The sequence below is a fragment of the Mycolicibacterium arenosum genome (genome assembly GCF_024320865.1).
GTDB classification, from domain to species: domain Bacteria; phylum Actinomycetota; class Actinomycetes; order Mycobacteriales; family Mycobacteriaceae; genus Mycobacterium; species Mycobacterium arenosum.
The window spans coordinates 68,822-84,432 of sequence record NZ_JANDBD010000010.1 but is presented as its reverse complement, the minus strand read 5'-3'; the positions used below and the strand labels follow the sequence as shown (position 1 = coordinate 84,432).

The following is a 15,611-nucleotide window of genomic DNA, read 5'->3' as shown; positions in this document are numbered from 1 at the left end:
ACCCCGTCAGGCTCGGGCTGCGGATCGCCATCGTGGGTTCGGTCCTGTTCGCGCTGATAGTCGTCGAACTGACGTCGCGGTCCGGGGTGATGTGGCGGCTGATCACGTTCACCTACCAGGCGAACATCTTCGCGGCGGCGTACTACGCGTGGACGCTGGTGTCGCCTAAGGCCGACGCTCGCACCGGACTGCGCGGGGCCGTCGTGCTCTACGTCGTCGTGGCCGGGCTGATCTGGAATCTCTTCCTGACCGAACGCAGCATGGGTTACACCCCGGCCAACCTGCTGTTGCACGTCGTGGTGCCCGTCGTCGCGCTGGCGGACTGGCTGCTGGTCGGGCGGGGTACGGCCGCAGCGCGCTGGTGGCAACCGTTCGCGTGGCTCTCCTACCCGGCGGCGTACGGCGTCGTCGCCGTCGTGGTGCTGAACCGGGCGGGCCGGCGCGCGCCCTACTTCTTCCTGGATCCGACCAGCGTCGGCGTCACCGCGGTGGCGCTCAACATCGCTCTGCTGGGAGCCGGCATCCTCGGCCTCGGATTCGTGCTGCTCGCTCTGACGCGCGCGCCCGCGGCTAACGTCGCGTAGCCCGGCAGCGAACTACCATGAGATCCATGTGTGACCGTCGCTCCACAGGCTCCGGTCCGGAGCCCGACCTCGGAGGTTGAACCCTTGCCCAGATCTGTGCGATTCGTGGTGGCGATTGCCGGCATGGCCACGCTCCTGTTCAGCGCGTCAACCGCGATCGGAGCCGCGGCCGCGCCGCGGGGGGCCGCCGCCGTGGCGGTCTCGCCCAGTGCGGGCGACGTCGTCGGCGTCGGCGCTCCGGTGACCGTGACGTTCGCCGAGCCCGTCCGCGAGCGGTCCGCTGCGGAGCGCTCGATCTCGTTCGCTGCGGGCTCGACGAAGATCACCCCGGCCGGGTCGTTCACCTGGCTGCGCGACGACGTGCTGCAGTGGACGCCGACGGACTTCTGGCCCGCCCATTCGACGATCTCCGTGCTGTCCGACGGATTCTCGACGAGCTTCGAGACCGGCTCCGCCGTCGTCGGCGTCGCCGATCTGGACGCGTACACGTTCACCGTGAGCATCGACGGGCAGGTCGCCCGCGAGATGCCCGCTTCGATGGGCAAGTCCGGATTCCGCACCCCAATCGGCACGTTCACCGCGCTGGAGAAGCAGGACGTCGTGGTGATGGACTCCCGCACCATCGGCATCCCGCTCAGCGATCCCGAAGGCTACAAGCTGACGGTCTACGACGCGGTCCGCGTCACCTGGGGCGGCGTTTACGTGCACGGCGCTCCGTGGTCGACGGGCTCACAGGGCAACTCGAACGTCAGCCACGGATGCATCAACCTGAGCCCCGACAACGCCGACTGGTACTACAACACGGTCCGCATCGGGGATCCCATCATCGTGCAGGCGTAGCCGAGTGCAGGTTCTTCGCCGTCGGTGACGCGGCGACCTCGGCCGGGTCGGGGTAGGTGCGGAGCAGCCGATCCGCAGTGCCGGTGCTGGTGACGGTGAACCAGTAGTGCTCGTTCTTGTAGTGGTGATGTCGGTGGTTGCGCCAGATCGCCCGGTAAACCGCTGATCTGGGCTTGTAGTCGCTGTGGATCAGGTAGTGGCACCACTCGTAGCCGAGGCCGAGCACCGTGAGGAACACCAGGTAGGTGAGGCCCAGTTCGATCCTCGGGAACGCGAACACCGCGATCGCGACGGCCAGCGGCAGCACCCACAGCAGCGACTTCCAGGGGATGAAGATCAGTGGGATGTCGCGGGGATCGACGTGGTGCTCGCGGTGCATCCGCGCCAGCAGCGAGTCCACGGTCACGCCGGCCACTTTCCTTGGCCGCCAGTGCAATACGAACACGTGCACGATCCACTCGAAGAACGGGAACGCGGCGAGCATGATGACCGGCACCAGCAGGTCTGTCGACTGCCAGTCGCCGGCGTAGACGCGGGCCGACAACGCCACCGCGAACGCCGTCGCGATCATCCACACCGAGGGGTGCCTGACGAACTCGCGGGCCGCGTCGGCGAGGGTGAAGCCGCGCCGGTCGGGTCGGGGCGAAGGAGAGGTGGGAGCGGTCATCGGTCATCCTCCAGGGCGTCGAGTGCGGTGAGCAGCACAGTGGTCGCGGGTTCGAGCAGATCGTGCGCGGCGGCTCGCGCGAGATTCGCGTCGCCGGCCCGAATCGCCTCTGCGACAGCTCGATAGGCGTCGGGTCTGCCGACCTCGTCGGCCATCATCGCGGCGAGAGCGGTCAGCGCGGGCTCATAGGTGGCGCGCAGCGTGTTGTACATCAGGCGGAACGCGATCGAGTCGGCGCCGTCGACCACCTGGTCCCAGAACAGCAGCGCGTGCCGCTGCTTCCCGACGGGGTCGGGCTCGGCCGCCAGCGCGTCGATGGTCCCGGCGAGTTCGTCGGCCGTCCGCGCGCCCCCGCGCCGGGCCGCCAACTCGGCCACCTTGGGACCGTTGTGCAGCCGGGTCTCCAGGATGCTGCGCACGACGGCCACGTCGACCTCACCGCCCCTGAGCAGCAGCCGGGGGAGCAGGTCGAGGCCCGCGTGCCGTCGGAAGTCGCGCACGGTGGTCGCATCGCCCTGCCGGACCTCGACCAGACCCGCCGCGGTCAGGCGTTTGAGCGCCTCGCGGATCGCGGGGCGGGACACGCCCAGGACCTCGGCGAGCCGTCGCTCACTGGGCAGCGCCTCGCCGGGGGCCATGTCGCCGCTGAGCACCTCCGCGACGATCTGTTCGAAGACGTCCTCCGGCACCGAGCGACGGTTGACGGGTTGAAGTGCCATGCCGCCACGATGGCAGACGATCGGTAAGAGGTCAAGTGGTCTTACCAGTACCGCCGGTCAACTCGGAACGCCCGTGTACTCGGGGTTGGGCGGGACCGACAACGCGATGCCGATCCGATTGGTGGCGCCGATGAACGCCGCGATCGAGATGCCCTCGAGAATGAGGTGATCGTCGAGGCCGAGATCGCGCAGCCGGTGGACGTCGGCGTCCCGGATGGACTGCGGGTTGTTGTTGACGGCGATCGCCAGGTCGGCCAGCGCCCGCTCGCGCTCGGTAAGCTCGGCCACCTGGTGGTGGTCGATCGCGACGCGCTGGCCGAACGACCAGTCGCCCGCGACCTGGCCGAGCTTATTGGCGTGATTGGTGTGGCAGTAGGCGCACCGGTTCTCCCCTGAGACGACGGTTGCGATGACCTCGCGCTCGCGGGCGCTCAGCCCGCCGCGCCCGTCGGTGCCCAGCAGCGGCAACAGGTAGCCGTTGAGCCGTTCCAGATCGCCCTCGTTGAGCGACAGCGCGCGAAACCAGTTGGAGGTCAAGCCCTCCTCGCGCTGCTGATGCGTGAAGAATCCGCGCACCGCGGGGTTCGCGAGCTCATCGACTTCGGGCACTCGCAGCCGCGAGATGCGATCGGGGGTCAGGGCGGCTTGGGAGGCGTCGGCGATAGCGGTCATGGCACGACGATGCGGCCCGAACGCCGCGCGGTAAAGGATTGCGCACCGGCAGACGAAAACCCTTGTCTCAGCGCAGCGCAGCCGCCGTCTGCTCGTCGACGGGCAGGAACGCCTCGATGCTGAGTTCGGCCGCCGTCAGGTCGAGCGCCGTGCCGAATGTCGTCACGGTGCTCAGGAACGTCAGCACCACGCCGTCCGGTCCGTCCAACTCGAGCGGCACCACGACCCCGCCCAGATCCGCACTGTCATCGGATCCCCCTGGGTAGGAGTCGATTTCGGCCAGCAGCGCCGCAAGGTCCGCGGATCCGCTGACCGTCACCTCGCGCCGCAACCGACCGATGACGTGATGCCTCCACTGGCCCAGGTTGCGGATGCGTGGCGCCAGGCCGTCGGGGTGCAGCGACATCCGCAGGGCGTTCGGGGGCGCCATCAGTTCGGGGGAGACACCCTGCATCAGCAGTGCGGCGCCGGAGTTCGCAGCCACGACGTTCCAGCCGCGATCCACCGCGAGGCACGGGAACGGCTCGTACGCCTTGAGGACCTGCTCGACACCGTCGCGCACCGGCGCCATGTCCGGATCCTCAAGCGAGCGTTCGGCGTACACCGGCGCCAGTCCGGCCGCCATCAGCAGTTGATTGCGTTCGCGCAGCGGCACCTCGAGGGCCGCCGCGAGACGCAGCACCATCGCCCGGCTCGGCGCGGATCGGCCCGTCTCGATGAAGCTCACGTGCCGCGACGACACGTCGGCCTCGATGGCCAGGTCGAGTTGTGACAGCCGGCGGCGCCGGCGCCACTGCTTCATCAACGAACCGAACGGCGGGTGCTGAGTGTGCACGCTGGTCACCGTGTCAGTCTGACGTCGATGTCGCCGCCGATCCACTACGTCCGAGGTAATTGTCCCCGTTACCCGGTCGACGGACGCTGGGTGCATGACAGAGCAATCCGACCCACACATCCCACGGTGGCTGAGATTCGTCCTGAAATCCGACCGTGCAGGCTCCGCCGCGTACATCGGGTTCGGGTTCTTGTTCGCACCCGCGCTGCTGGTGGTGTCGCCGTGGCCGGGACTCACCACCGCGTTGTGGATCGTCATCGCACTCGCCGGGCTGTGGCTCGGGCTGCTGGGCATCGCGATGGCCACCGGCCTGGCGATCGTGCTGCGCTCGGGCGCCGAGATCCCCGAGGACTACTGGCGCTCGATCATCGACTATCCCGATGCCCCGTCGCCGCGCTCGCCCCGGTGTAGTCGACCTGCCAGTGTTTGATGCCGTTGAGCCAGCCCGAGCGCAGCCGCTCGGGCTTGGCCAGTGAGGTGATGTCGGGCATGGCGTCGGCGATCGCGTCGAACATCAGGCTGATCGTCATCCGCGCGAGGTTGGTGCCGATGCAGTAGTGCGCCCCGGTGCCGCCGAAGCCGACGTGCGGATTCGGGTCGCGCAGGATGTTGAACGTGAAGGGATCGTCGAACACGTCCTCGTCGAAGTTGGCCGAGCGGTACATCATCACGACGCGCTGGCCCTTCTTGATCGGGACGCCCGACAGCTCGGTGTCCTCGAGGGCGGTCCGCTGGAACGAGGTGACGGGGGTGGCCCACCGGACGATCTCGTCGGCGGCCGTGGCGGGCCGCTCGCGCTTGAACAGCTCCCACTGGTCGGGGAAATCGGTGAAGGCCATCATGCCCTGGGTGATCGAGTTGCGGGTCGTCTCATTGCCCGCGACGGCCAGCAGGATGACGAAGAAGCCGAGTTCGTCGTCGGACAGCTTGTGCCCCTCGACGTCGGCCTGGACGAGCTTGGTGACGAGGTCCTCGCCGGGCGTATCGGCCCGCTCGGCGGCCAGCTTCATGCCGTAGGTGATCAGCTCGACGGACGCGGAGATCGCGTCGTTGTCGGCGAACTCCGGGTCCATGTCGCCGACCATCTGGTTCGACCAGTGGAACAGCTTCATCCGGTCTTCCTGAGGTACGCCCATCAGCCCGGCGATGGCCTGCAGCGGCAGTTCGCACGACACCTGCTCGACGAAGTCGCCGGAGCCCTCGGCGGCCGCCTTCTCGGCGATGTCGCGGGCTCGGTCGGCGAGGTCGGCCCTGAGCAGTTCGATCTGCCGCGGGGTGAAGGCGCGCGAGATGATCTTGCGCAGATGCGTGTGGTGCGGCGCGTCCATGTTCAGCAGGACGAACTTGCCGGTGTCGATCTGGTGCTGGACGGTGCCGTCGGCGTACCGGGGGAGCGCCGTCTTCTCCAGGCTGGAGAAGACCTCGCTGCGACGCGACACCTCTTTGACGTCCTTGTGCTTGGTCACCACCCAGTACCCGCCGTCGCCGAAGCCGCCCTTGTCGAGGGGCTGCTCGTTCCACCAGATCGGCGCGACCCTGCGCATCTCGGCGAACTCCTCGATGGGCAGCCGTTCGGCGTAGATGTCGGGGTCGGTGAAGTCGAAGCCCGCCGGGATGTTGGGGGTACCGGCGACGGAAGCACCGGATGGTGATGCTGAGGTGGTGTCGGTCATGACGTCGGGAACTCCTCGCGACGATGCGGTCTAGTGGCCTTACGCATTGCTACACCACGGCTGGGCCTGCTCGGAGCGGCTTCCCGAAACTCATACGAAGTACCGAGTTGGAACGTGTTCTCGTTTGCCGGATGTAACGTGATCGCGTCGCGCGGAGATGGTTTCCCTAGTACCATCAGTCCCTGGAGTAACACCGAGAGGCTTCCGCGATGAGCGTCGACATCCGTAGGTTTCTGACCGTGACGGGCTGGTGCGCAGCAGGCGCACTCGCCGTCCTGGCCGCGCCGGCGACGGCGCTCGCCGAACCGGCACCGCCACCACCTCCCGCCCCGGGGCCGCTGATGCTGCAGCAACCGCCTGCGCCCGTCGTGCCTGCCGCCCCGGTGCTCGACGCTCCGATCGTGAACGCCGCCGCTCCCGCCGCGCCCCTCGATCCCGCGGCGGTCCCGGTGGTCGCGCCCGGTCCCGTTCCACACCTCCCGAGCCCCGAGGCGCTGCCGCCCGGCGCCACCATGGACCCTGTGCTGGGCGGTGCGGACTCGCCTAACACGAGCTACCTGAAGGACCTCTGGCACGCGGTTCAGAACCAGGAGATCAGCGGCAAGGAGGCGCTGATCCTGGGACTGTCGCAGCGCGGCATGAACACGCCCATCCCGCAGCAGGCCCCTGGCCCGAACGTGCCGACGCAGTTCCCGCGGGATCCCGCACTGCCGCCCCCTGCCGACCCGGCCGTCCCGCCGCCGCCCCCCGCGTCGCTACCGACGCCCTAACCCGGCCGAGTCGGTTGAACCGCCCGCTCTCGTGAGCAGGTGACGGACCTTCGCGACGTGCCCCGGCACGACCGCGGCCCACACCGGCCGCGTCACGGGCGTCCGGTGGCTGAGCATCGTCGCGAAGACGAGGTCGTCACCTCGCAGGGCGACGAGCAACTCGCCGGGCATCCCGACCCGCGAATCCGCCCCGAGCAGCACGGTATCGGGATCGTTGCGGCGGATCCGCCAGCCCGCCACTCCGCTGTCGTCGTCGACGCGCAGTCCGAGCGCCGTCCACGCCAGGCGCAGCTGCGTGGTCTCACCGGTGTCCTCGAGGATGGCTCTGGCCCACTGCTCGGCGCTGCGATCCGGGTGCGCGCCGACGGCCACGACGAACGCGTCGGCGTAGTCGACCCGCGGCAGCAGGCTGAGACGCGGCACGAAGTCCGGCACTGGAACCTGACGGGCGGACGCCGTCGTGTAGGCCCGTCCGAAAGCGCCCGGAAGTCGTTCCGCCCGGTCTTGATCCATACACAACTGTATGCTTGCGCTCGCCGTAGTGTCAACGGACGATCTGCGGAGAGGACAACCGTGCCGGCACCGACGCGAACAACCCGCGAGTCGTGGATCGACGCCGGCCTGGCCGCACTCGCCGACGGCGGGCCCGACGCGGTACGCATCGACGCGCTCGCCCAGACCCTCGGCGTGACCAGAGGCGGTTTCTACCACCAGTTCGCCGACCGGGCCGCACTCCTGGACGCGCTGCTCGCCGCATGGGAGAGCAGGAGCACCGACGAAGTGCTCGAGCGCGTGGAGCGCGAGGGTGGCGACGCTCGCACCCGAGCGACGAAGGCGGGGCTGCTGACGTTCTCGGCGGAGCTGCTACCCGTCGATCTGGCAGTCCGGGACTGGGCTCGTCGCGACGCCGCCGTCGCCGACCGGTTGCGGCGCGTCGACAATCGCCGAATGGACTATCTGCGGTCCCGGATCGCCGAGATTCGCCGCGGAGCCAGTGCCGATGACGTGGAAGCCACTGCACTGCTGGCATTTTCGCTTCTCATCGGCAACCACTTCATCGCGGCCGACCATCCGGGACGCACACGCGACGAGACAGCGCAGCGCGCGTCGGATCTGCTGTTCGGCTAATCGCCCGCGGCCATCCGTTCGATCCGCGCGGGCACGTGCTTGTGCCACGGCGTGCCGGCGTAGGCGTCGCGCCACTGCGACGAGGTCAGTTCGTTGGGTGCCACCCCCGGCGTGACGGCTCGCCCGTCGGCGTCGACGTCGTCCACCCCGAAGCCGTTCGGCAGCGACACGTGTCCCGGCTGCATGACGTCACTCACTTCGACGGTGGCCTCGGCGGCACCGGCGGCCGTCGTGATGCGGACGCGGTCACCGTTACCGACGCCGGTTGCGGCGGCATCCTCGACGCTGATCCGCAACGCACCCTCGGGATCGCGTTTGCGCCAAGACGGGTCGCGGAGGATGTCGTTGGCGGTGTAGGCCCGCCGCTCACCGGCCGACAGCACCAGCGGGAACTCCTCGGTGGTAAGCGCCGGGCGCGCCTGTGCCAATGCGACCGTCTCGGTGAGCATCTCGGGGATCTCCACCGCGATGCGCTTGTCGTCGTGTCCGATCAGCACGTAGTCGTCGTCGTACTCGTGCTCGGTGAACGTGACACCCGAGCGGCCGGCGAGGATCGCCTCGAACAGCGCGTTGCCGTCAGCGTGGCCGGCTCGGCGGACGGCGTCCGGATAGGTCATCGCGGTCTTCTGCGCGAGTCCCCACAGCGCCGCGGCGCCGGCCAGGCCGTCGGGCAGCGTTGGCCCCAACGTCTCGTACAACACATACGGAAGCACCCGTCCCAGTGCGGGATTCGCGCCGACGGCGGTGAGGAACGCCGTCGTGTAGGCGGCCAACCCCGCACGGGCGGCGCGGCGCAACGGGTGCAGATCCTCTTCCCCGACCACACCGAGCGCGCGCACCAGCCGCGCCCAGATCTCGGGTTCGGCCAGCGTGCCGGGCAGCGGTTCCAGCAGCGGGTGTCGCAGGTGGAAGGTGTTGTGCGGGAACTCGAGGTTGAAGAACGTCGCCTCGGGCTTCTCGATTTGGCTCGCCGCGGGCAACACGTAATGAGCCAACCGTGCGGTCTCCGTCATCGCGACGTCGATGACGACCAGCAGATCGAGCGCGAGCATGGCCTCCCGCACCCGTGCGGAGTCCGCGATCGAATGCGCGGGATTGCTGCTCTCGACGATCATCGCCCGGAACCGGTCGGGGTGGTCGGTGAGGATCTCGTCGGGCACGACGTTCGACGGCACCAGGCCCGAGATCACCGGTGCGCCGGTCACCGGGGTGCGTCCGACGCCGCCAACGGTGAACAGCGGCGCGAACGACGAATGCAGATGCTGCGCACCGCGTTTCGCGAAGTTGCCGGTGAGGATCCAGAGCAGCTTGTTCAGGTAGGAGCACAACGTGCTGTTGGGGGCCTGCTGAACGCCGAGATCTTCGAACACCGACACGCTGTCCGCACTCGCGATGCGCCGCGCGGCCGAGCGGAGCAGTGACTCGTCGACACCGCAGCGTTGCGCGTACTCCGATATCGGCACGTCGGCGAGCACGGCGCGCACCGCATCCGCGCCGGTGACGTGGGCCGCGAGGAACTCCTCGTCGCAGAGACCCTCGTGCACCAGCACCCCGGCCAGCGCCGCGAGGCACCACGCGTCGGTGCCGGGGCGAACCCGTAGGTGGAAGTCCGCGAGCTTGGCGGTGTCCGTGAGCACGGGGTCGATGACGATCATCGAGCGCGCCGGATCCTTGGCGATCTCGTTGAGGACGACGCGGGCGCGAGGGAAACTCTGCGACATCCACGGGTTCTTGCCGATGAACACCGACACCTCGGCGTGCTCGAACTCGCCGCGGGTGTGGCCGCCGTACAGTTGCGAGTCGATCCAGAATTCACCGGTCTTCTCCTGCGCCAACGCATTCGAGCGGTAGCGCGCGCCGACCGCCTTGAGGAAGGCGCCGCTGTACGCGCCACCGAGGTGGTTACCCTGGCCGCCACCGCCGTAGTAGAAGATCTTGTCGCCGCCGTGTTCGTCGCGAATCCGGGCGAAGCCCTCGGCGATCTCGGCGATCGCGGTGTCCCAGTCGATCTCCTCGTAGGACCCGTCGGGGCGTCTGCGCAGCGGTGAGGTCAGCCGGTTGCGGTTGTTCTGGTAGTGATCGAGACGCAGCGCCTTGTTGCAGGTGTATCCCTGCGACGCGGGGTGTTCCCTGTCGCCGCGGATCTTCGCGATCGTGCGGTCCTCGAGTTGAACGACGATGCCGCAGTTGCACTCGCAGAGGATGCAGGCCGTCGCCTGCCATTCGCCGGTGGTCGTCGTGCTCACAGGGGGCTCCTCGTCTCGGCGCGCACGATCGCGCGCAACTGCCGGTGAATCAGGTCCAGGGGTGTGACGTCACGCGTCGACCTCGCGACGACGATGGCGCCCTCGACCGACGTCGTGAGGAGCATCGCGAGCTCCTCTGCCCGTTCAGCGTCGACCCCGTCGGCGATCAGTCGCGCGACGATGAGGCCGGTCCAGCGGATGAAGGCCGCTGCGGCGCGCTCGATCACAGCCGGGTTGTCGGCCTCCACCGCGACGGCGACGACCGGACAGCCGGCGCGGTAGTCGGAGTCGAGGAGCTGAGACCGGAACCCGTCGACGACGACATCGACGGCCTCCAGGCTCGTCGCCGCACGGGCGATCCGGTTGGCGGTGAACTCTGCGGCGTAGTCGACCGCCTCGCAGAGCAGTTGGGTGCGGCCACCGGGGAAGTAGTGGTACGCGGATCCGCGCGGCGCGCCGCTGTGCTCGAGCACGTCGGAGATCGCGGTCGAGTGTGCGCCGCGCTCGCGGATCAGCAGCGCGGTGGAGATGACCATCCGTTCGCGTGGACTCGGCATTATGTAGAGCAGCATACATAGCCGGCGCCTCGCCGAACAGACGCAAAGGAGAGGCCCTGGGGGGACTACACGGAGGCGGCCTCGTTGAGGTCGGCGAGCCGGCCCGTCGCTTCCAGGTACTCCTGCACCCAGCGCTCGATCACCGCCGACGTCTTCTCGACCTTCGTGAACTGGCCGACCACCTGACCGATCGGGTTGAACGCGACGTCGACACTCTCGTTGGGGTACTTGTGCGTAGCGGCGACGGCCATGCCGGACACCATGTACTGCAACGGCATTCCGAGCGGTTTGGGGTTGCCTTCCTGCTCCCACGCCTCAGTCCACTCGTTGCGCAGCATGCGCGCCGGCTTGCCGGTGAAGGAGCGGCTGCGCACGGTGTCGCGGCTTTCGGCTTTGGCGTACGCGGCGTGCTGCACCTCGGTGTGCTCGGACTCTTCGACCATGACCCACTGCGAACCGGTCCACGCGCCCTGCGCGCCGAGCGCCAGGGCCGCGGCGATCTGCTGCCCGCTGCCGATGCCGCCTGCGGCCAGCACCGGTACCGGTGCCACCGCCTTGACGACCTGCGGCCACAGCACGATCGAGCCGATCTCGCCGCAGTGTCCACCCGCCTCGCCGCCCTGGGCGATGATGATGTCCACGCCGGCCTCGGCGTGCTTCTTCGCTTGCGACGGCGATCCACACAGCGCGGCGACCTTGCGGCCCTCGGCGTGGATGTGCTTGATCATCTCCACCGGCGGAGTGCCGAGAGCGTTGGCGATCAACGTGCACTTCGGGTGCTGGAGCGCGACCTCGACCTGGGGCGTCGCGGTCGCCTCGGTCCAGCCCAGCAGCCCCATTGCGTCGTCGTCACTGTGCTCGACCGGCACCCCGTGATCGGCGAGCACCTTCTTGGCGAAATCGATGTGCTCCTGAGGCACCAGGTCGTTCAGCGTCTTCTTCAACACCTCGGGGTCGAGGTCGGTCGAGTCCATGCCCTCGTACTTGTTCGGGATGACGATGTCGACGCCGTACGAGTGGTCGCCGATGTTGGCGTCGATCCACTTGAGCTCGATCTCGAGCTGTTCGGGGGTGAAGCCGACGGCGCCGAGCACGCCGAAGCCGCCGGCCTTGCTCACTGCCACGACGACGTCGCGGCAGTGGGTGAACGCGAAGATGGGGAACTCGATGCCGAGTTCGTCGCAGAGGGGAGTGTGCATGCCTGCTCCTGAGGTCGGCGTGACGCGAGCGAAAACTGAAACGTGTTCTAGTTTAGTACCCGAGACCCCTCCGAGCACAACAGGCACTACCGTCGCAGGGGATCGCGCAGCCCCCGCGATGGCGTCAGCGAAGGACATCACGTGACCCAGTCCGCAACACACTGGCTCAGCCAATCCCTGGTGCTCTCGTCGGACTACCGGATCCCGGACCCCGAACGCGTATGGCCGCTACTCGAGAAACGCCAGGACGCGCTCGCCGACATGGGTGCCCACCACGTGCTGGTCTACAGCTCGACGAGCGATCCCGGCCGGGTCATGGTGCTGATCGCGATCCACACCAGGGAGACGGTCATCGAACTCCTGCGGTCACGGGTGTTCTTCGACTGGTTCGACGCGGTCGGCGTCGAAAACATCCCCGCGGTGTTCGCCGGTGAGCTCGTCGAGCGGCTCGACCTCGTCGGAGAGGCCGCGCCCGCGGCGCCCGAGGTGATGGTGTCCGTCGTGACCACCGTCGACGACGTCACCAGCCTGATCGGCCACGTCCGCGCGACCGCCGACGACCTGCGCGAGGCAGGCGTCCGCAAGCTGCTCATCTTCGACGCCTTCGACAACGCGCGCGAGGTGATGATGCTGTTCGAGATCGACGACGAGGTCCACGCCAGACACTGGCTGCGCGACTCCGAACTCGCCGACGAGTGGATGGGCAAAGCGGGCATGGGCGCCTACCCGCCGGTGTTCGTCGGCCGGTTGCGCCAGACGCTGCGCATCAGCGAGTCCGGCGACGCTCCCTGACGTCGAGCACCGGCCAGCCGCGCTGCGCGGCTTCGCGTGCCAGCCCCGACCGCGGATTCACCGGCCGCGGGTGACCCACCAGCCGCATCAGCGCCGAGTCCTCGTCGCCGTCGGCGTAGAAGTGGCTGTCCGACAGGTCGATACCGCGCTCGAGGCAGAACCGTTGCACGGCCGCCGCCTTCTTGGCACCCCAGACGATCGGCGTGACGACGCCGCCGGTGAGCGCACCCCGGTCGTCGACCTCGAAGTGGTTGCAGATGACGTCGGCGACGCCGAGGTGCCGCGCGACCGGTTCGGCGTGGATCGTCAGCGCCGATGAACTGACCACCACGGTGTGGCCGCGATCCTGATGCGCGCGCACCACGTCCCGCATCGCCGCGAACACCCGGTCCTCGATTCGCGTGGTGAACAGCCACTCGCCGAGCCGCTCGAGTTCGGCGAGCGACTCGCCGCGCAGATACTCCGCCGCCCGCACGACGAGTCGCTCGAACTCCATTCGGCCGATTCGATAGCGCACGGACGCCTCGATGACGCCGACCACCTCGCCGATGCGCGCCTGCCGGGTCCGGATGCGATGGCCCGCGTGCACCGTGGCGGTGAATCCCGAGACCAGGGTGCCGTCGAGATCGAAGAACGCGCCGATCCGCGCGCCTTCCGGACCAGCGGCGACGTCGGCGACCAGCGGTCCGACGGACGCGTGCGCGGTCATGGGTCGACTCCTGGTCGGGCGGGGGCTCGCCTCCAGTGTGCCCGCACCGACGGACAAGGTACCGCCGCACCGCCGGTCGAGCGGCGGGGTGACGCACCCATCGGTTAGGTTTCAACACGGTAGTTTCGTGTGTGCGGTGGTTCAGCCTCAGCCAGGTGCACACGAGATCGACGCCGGCGAGCACCCAGTGACGCCGGCTGAAGAGGGAAGTTGGCCTTGAACGAACAACACGACTCATCCACTGACGGCGCGACCGCTGCGTCGGGTTCGGCGTGTGAGGTAACCGAGACGTGGAACGGCGAGATCGCCGTCGTCGCCGCCGCCGGAGTCGTCGATATGCTCACCGCGCCTCAACTCGAGGACGCGTTGCGAAAGGCCGTCGCCAATAAGCCGGAGGGTCTCGTCGTCGACCTCACCGCCGTGGAGTTCCTCGCCTCGGCCGGGATGGGTGTCCTCGTGGCAGCGCACGACGCCGCTGACGAGGGCACTCGCTTCTGCGTCGTCGCCGACGGTCCGGCCACCAGCAGGCCGCTGAAGCTGGTCGGCATCGCAGACATCGTGCCGCTGTACGAGTCGCTCGATGAGGCGCTCGCGGCATTGCGCCCCTAGACACGCTTAGTCGGCTGGTCGACCGGGTAGAGAACTTTTGCCATGATCGACGTGATGCCCACCGCTGATTTAGCCAACGCCGAACGCTTCGAGCGCGTCGGCGTTGCGGCGACGCCGCAGCTCGCCTCTCAACTGCGCGACGAGTTCGCACAGTGGCTGGGCCGGTTCTTCGAACTCGACGCCGACCGATCGAACGATCTCATCCTCGCGATCAACGAGGCGCTCGCCAACTGCGCCGAGTTCGCCTACGTGACTGCGGGTGCGCCGGGCACCATGGACCTCGTGGCGCGACACGACGCCGCGGAGTCGTCCATCACCGTCGCGGTCTCCGACCGCGGCGTGTGGCGGCTGACCGACACCCAGCACGACAACAGGACCCGCGGCCGCGGCATCCCGCTCATGCGCGCACTGTCGGACGTCACCACCATCGAGACGTCGGCCGACGGCACCACCGTCAAGATGGTCTGGACGAACGTGACCCCGCGCTAGGCGGGCAGCCCGTACAGCCCGCGGCCCGTACCCAGCGGCATGTCGATCGTGGTGCGGATGCCCGGCGCCGAGGCCACCACATCGGGGATCGCGTTCACGATGCGTCCGGCGGCGGCCAGGATGGCCGCATAGGGGGCCCCGCCGTTGGGGCTCGTCGGCACGATGTCGAGGAAGTACGACGGTTCTCCGGTGATCTCCACCCGGTAGGAGCCACCGGGATGCGCGGGCTGTGCCCAGTCCGGACGCAGGTCGGCGCGCAGCCGCGTGACGTGCTCGACCACGACGACGGGCTGTCCGGCGACCATCCCCTCGATCTGGAAGCGCACCGCCGCGACGGTGCCCTTCTTGATGGTGCCCACGGCGACGTCGAAATCCTCGGGGGCGGGCTCCTGTTCGACCGAATCCCGGATCTCATCGATCTCGACGCCCAGCCCGGCGGCGAGCTGCCGGATCGCGGTACCCCACGCGAGGCTCAACACGCCCGGCTGGTAGAGCAGCGGCAGATCGCCCAACTCGTTGCCGAAGCCCATCACGTCGAACATCACCGTCGCCCCGTCGTAGGTGGCGTAGTCGGCGATCTCCATGGTGCGCACCTGGGTGATGCTCTGACAGGTGCTGGCTATCGCGAACGGCAGCAGGTCGGTGGCGAAGCCGGGGTCCACGCCGGTGAAGAAGACGGTCGAACTCCCCTCCCGTGCAGCGTCTTCCACACGCTGAATGTGCTTGTCGGGCAGCGAACCCCACGGATACTGGAGCACGCCGACACTCGACCCGACGACGTTGATGCCGGCCGACAGTAGCGTGCGGACGTCGGCCAGCGCCTGCCGCGGCCGGATGTCGCCCATCGCGGTGTAGACGACGCAGTCGGGCTTGTCGGCGATGATCGCGTCGAGGTCGTTGCCCGCCGTCACGCCGGTGGTCACACCGAGCCCTGCGAGTTCGCCGGCGTCCTTGCCGACCTTCTCGTCCGAGAAGACCCAGACGCCGGTGAGTTCGAAGCGCGGATCGTTGATCAGCTGCCGCAGCGCGAGGCTGCCGCAGTTCCCCGGACCCATGAGTGCGACGCGTATGGCCATGCCGGGATTATGCGTGTTCACGTTCGGAATTGGAACAGGTTCTAAT

Annotated in this window: 19 protein-coding genes; 8 read left to right on the top strand and 11 right to left on the bottom strand. The window is 68.4% G+C overall.

Annotated features, from left to right (window positions below; translation table 11 throughout):
* Positions 1-32: 32 nt before the first annotated feature.
* Both NM203_RS23075 and NM203_RS23070 read left to right on the top strand, forming a co-directional pair.
* The gene (locus tag NM203_RS23075) at positions 33-584 is read left to right on the top strand and encodes a Pr6Pr family membrane protein (RefSeq protein WP_408633397.1); all 552 of its coding nucleotides are present in this window, start codon (positions 33-35) and stop codon (positions 582-584) included.
* A gap of 123 nt (positions 585-707) precedes the next feature.
* A complete protein-coding gene (locus tag NM203_RS23070) occupies positions 708-1,424 on the top strand; it encodes a L,D-transpeptidase (RefSeq protein WP_255063042.1) in 717 nt (238 codons plus the stop codon).
* Here the strand turns inward: NM203_RS23070 and NM203_RS23065 are convergent.
* The 4 genes from NM203_RS23065 to NM203_RS23050 all read right to left on the bottom strand — a co-directional run bounded on the left by NM203_RS23065 (position 1,408) and on the right by NM203_RS23050 (position 4,284).
* Complete coding sequence (locus NM203_RS23065) at positions 1,408-2,091, bottom strand: sterol desaturase family protein (RefSeq protein WP_255062807.1); 684 nt, start codon at positions 2,089-2,091, stop codon at positions 1,408-1,410. The two genes, NM203_RS23070 and NM203_RS23065, sit on opposite strands and share 17 nt — an antisense overlap.
* Positions 2,088-2,810 carry a FadR/GntR family transcriptional regulator gene (locus tag NM203_RS23060; RefSeq protein WP_255062806.1) on the bottom strand — a complete coding sequence of 241 codons (723 nt, stop codon included), beginning with the start codon at positions 2,808-2,810 and terminating at the stop codon, positions 2,088-2,090. The genes NM203_RS23065 and NM203_RS23060 overlap by 4 nt, the downstream gene beginning before the upstream one ends.
* A gap of 57 nt (positions 2,811-2,867) precedes the next feature.
* On the bottom strand, positions 2,868-3,482 hold the full coding sequence (locus NM203_RS23055) for a peroxidase-related enzyme (RefSeq protein ID WP_255062805.1): 615 nt from the start codon (positions 3,480-3,482) through the stop codon (positions 2,868-2,870).
* A gap of 67 nt (positions 3,483-3,549) precedes the next feature.
* Positions 3,550-4,284, bottom strand: coding sequence for an MmyB family transcriptional regulator (locus NM203_RS23050; protein WP_255063041.1), 735 nt, complete (start codon positions 4,282-4,284; stop codon positions 3,550-3,552).
* A 127-nt stretch (positions 4,285-4,411) separates the two neighbouring features.
* Between NM203_RS23050 and NM203_RS23045 the strand changes: the two genes are divergently transcribed.
* Positions 4,412-4,747 (top strand): hypothetical protein, encoded by a 336-nt coding sequence (locus NM203_RS23045; RefSeq protein ID WP_255062804.1) that lies wholly within the window; start codon positions 4,412-4,414, stop codon positions 4,745-4,747.
* On the opposite strand, the gene NM203_RS23040 is transcribed toward NM203_RS23045, so the two are convergent.
* On the bottom strand, positions 4,683-5,990 hold the full coding sequence (locus NM203_RS23040; protein WP_255062801.1) for a cytochrome P450: 1,308 nt from the start codon (positions 5,988-5,990) through the stop codon (positions 4,683-4,685). The genes NM203_RS23045 and NM203_RS23040 overlap by 65 nt on opposite strands.
* Positions 5,991-6,199: 209 nt before the next feature.
* On the opposite strand from NM203_RS23040, the gene NM203_RS23035 reads away from it, so the two are divergent.
* The gene (locus NM203_RS23035; RefSeq protein WP_255062800.1) at positions 6,200-6,760 is read left to right on the top strand and encodes a hypothetical protein; all 561 of its coding nucleotides are present in this window, start codon (positions 6,200-6,202) and stop codon (positions 6,758-6,760) included.
* Here NM203_RS23035 and NM203_RS23030 read toward each other — a convergent pair.
* Positions 6,746-7,273: a hypothetical protein gene (locus tag NM203_RS23030; protein ID WP_255062799.1), complete on the bottom strand. Its 528-nt coding sequence runs from the start codon at positions 7,271-7,273 to the stop codon at positions 6,746-6,748. The genes NM203_RS23035 and NM203_RS23030 overlap by 15 nt on opposite strands.
* 60 nt (positions 7,274-7,333) lie before the next feature.
* Between NM203_RS23030 and NM203_RS23025 the strand changes: the two genes are divergently transcribed.
* Positions 7,334-7,888 (top strand): TetR/AcrR family transcriptional regulator, encoded by a 555-nt coding sequence (locus tag NM203_RS23025; protein ID WP_255062797.1) that lies wholly within the window; start codon positions 7,334-7,336, stop codon positions 7,886-7,888.
* Here NM203_RS23025 and NM203_RS23020 read toward each other — a convergent pair.
* From NM203_RS23020 to NM203_RS23010, 3 genes are all read right to left on the bottom strand, one after another.
* Positions 7,885-10,134: a molybdopterin-dependent oxidoreductase gene (locus NM203_RS23020; RefSeq protein ID WP_255062796.1), complete on the bottom strand. Its 2,250-nt coding sequence runs from the start codon at positions 10,132-10,134 to the stop codon at positions 7,885-7,887. The genes NM203_RS23025 and NM203_RS23020 overlap by 4 nt on opposite strands.
* On the bottom strand, positions 10,131-10,691 hold the full coding sequence (locus tag NM203_RS23015; protein ID WP_255062795.1) for a TetR/AcrR family transcriptional regulator: 561 nt from the start codon (positions 10,689-10,691) through the stop codon (positions 10,131-10,133). The genes NM203_RS23020 and NM203_RS23015 overlap by 4 nt, the downstream gene beginning before the upstream one ends.
* A gap of 65 nt (positions 10,692-10,756) precedes the next feature.
* Complete coding sequence (locus tag NM203_RS23010; protein ID WP_255062794.1) at positions 10,757-11,890, bottom strand: nitronate monooxygenase; 1,134 nt, start codon at positions 11,888-11,890, stop codon at positions 10,757-10,759.
* 141 nt (positions 11,891-12,031) lie between these two features.
* Between NM203_RS23010 and NM203_RS23005 the strand changes: the two genes are divergently transcribed.
* Positions 12,032-12,682: a fatty-acid--CoA ligase gene (locus NM203_RS23005; protein ID WP_255062793.1), complete on the top strand. Its 651-nt coding sequence runs from the start codon at positions 12,032-12,034 to the stop codon at positions 12,680-12,682.
* Here NM203_RS23005 and NM203_RS23000 read toward each other — a convergent pair.
* A complete protein-coding gene (locus tag NM203_RS23000; RefSeq protein WP_255062792.1) occupies positions 12,657-13,391 on the bottom strand; it encodes an HAD family hydrolase in 735 nt (244 codons plus the stop codon). The genes NM203_RS23005 and NM203_RS23000 overlap by 26 nt on opposite strands.
* 216 nt (positions 13,392-13,607) lie before the next feature.
* Here NM203_RS23000 and NM203_RS22995 point away from each other — a divergent pair, with 216 nt between their 5' ends.
* Positions 13,608-14,000, top strand: coding sequence for an STAS domain-containing protein (locus NM203_RS22995; RefSeq protein ID WP_255062790.1), 393 nt, complete (start codon positions 13,608-13,610; stop codon positions 13,998-14,000).
* Between the two features lie 54 nt (positions 14,001-14,054).
* Positions 14,055-14,489, top strand: coding sequence for an ATP-binding protein (locus NM203_RS22990; protein ID WP_255062789.1), 435 nt, complete (start codon positions 14,055-14,057; stop codon positions 14,487-14,489).
* Here NM203_RS22990 and NM203_RS22985 read toward each other — a convergent pair.
* Positions 14,486-15,565, bottom strand: coding sequence for an NAD(P)H-dependent amine dehydrogenase family protein (locus tag NM203_RS22985; protein ID WP_255062788.1), 1,080 nt, complete (start codon positions 15,563-15,565; stop codon positions 14,486-14,488). The genes NM203_RS22990 and NM203_RS22985 overlap by 4 nt on opposite strands.
* Between the last annotated feature and the right edge of the window lie 46 nt (positions 15,566-15,611).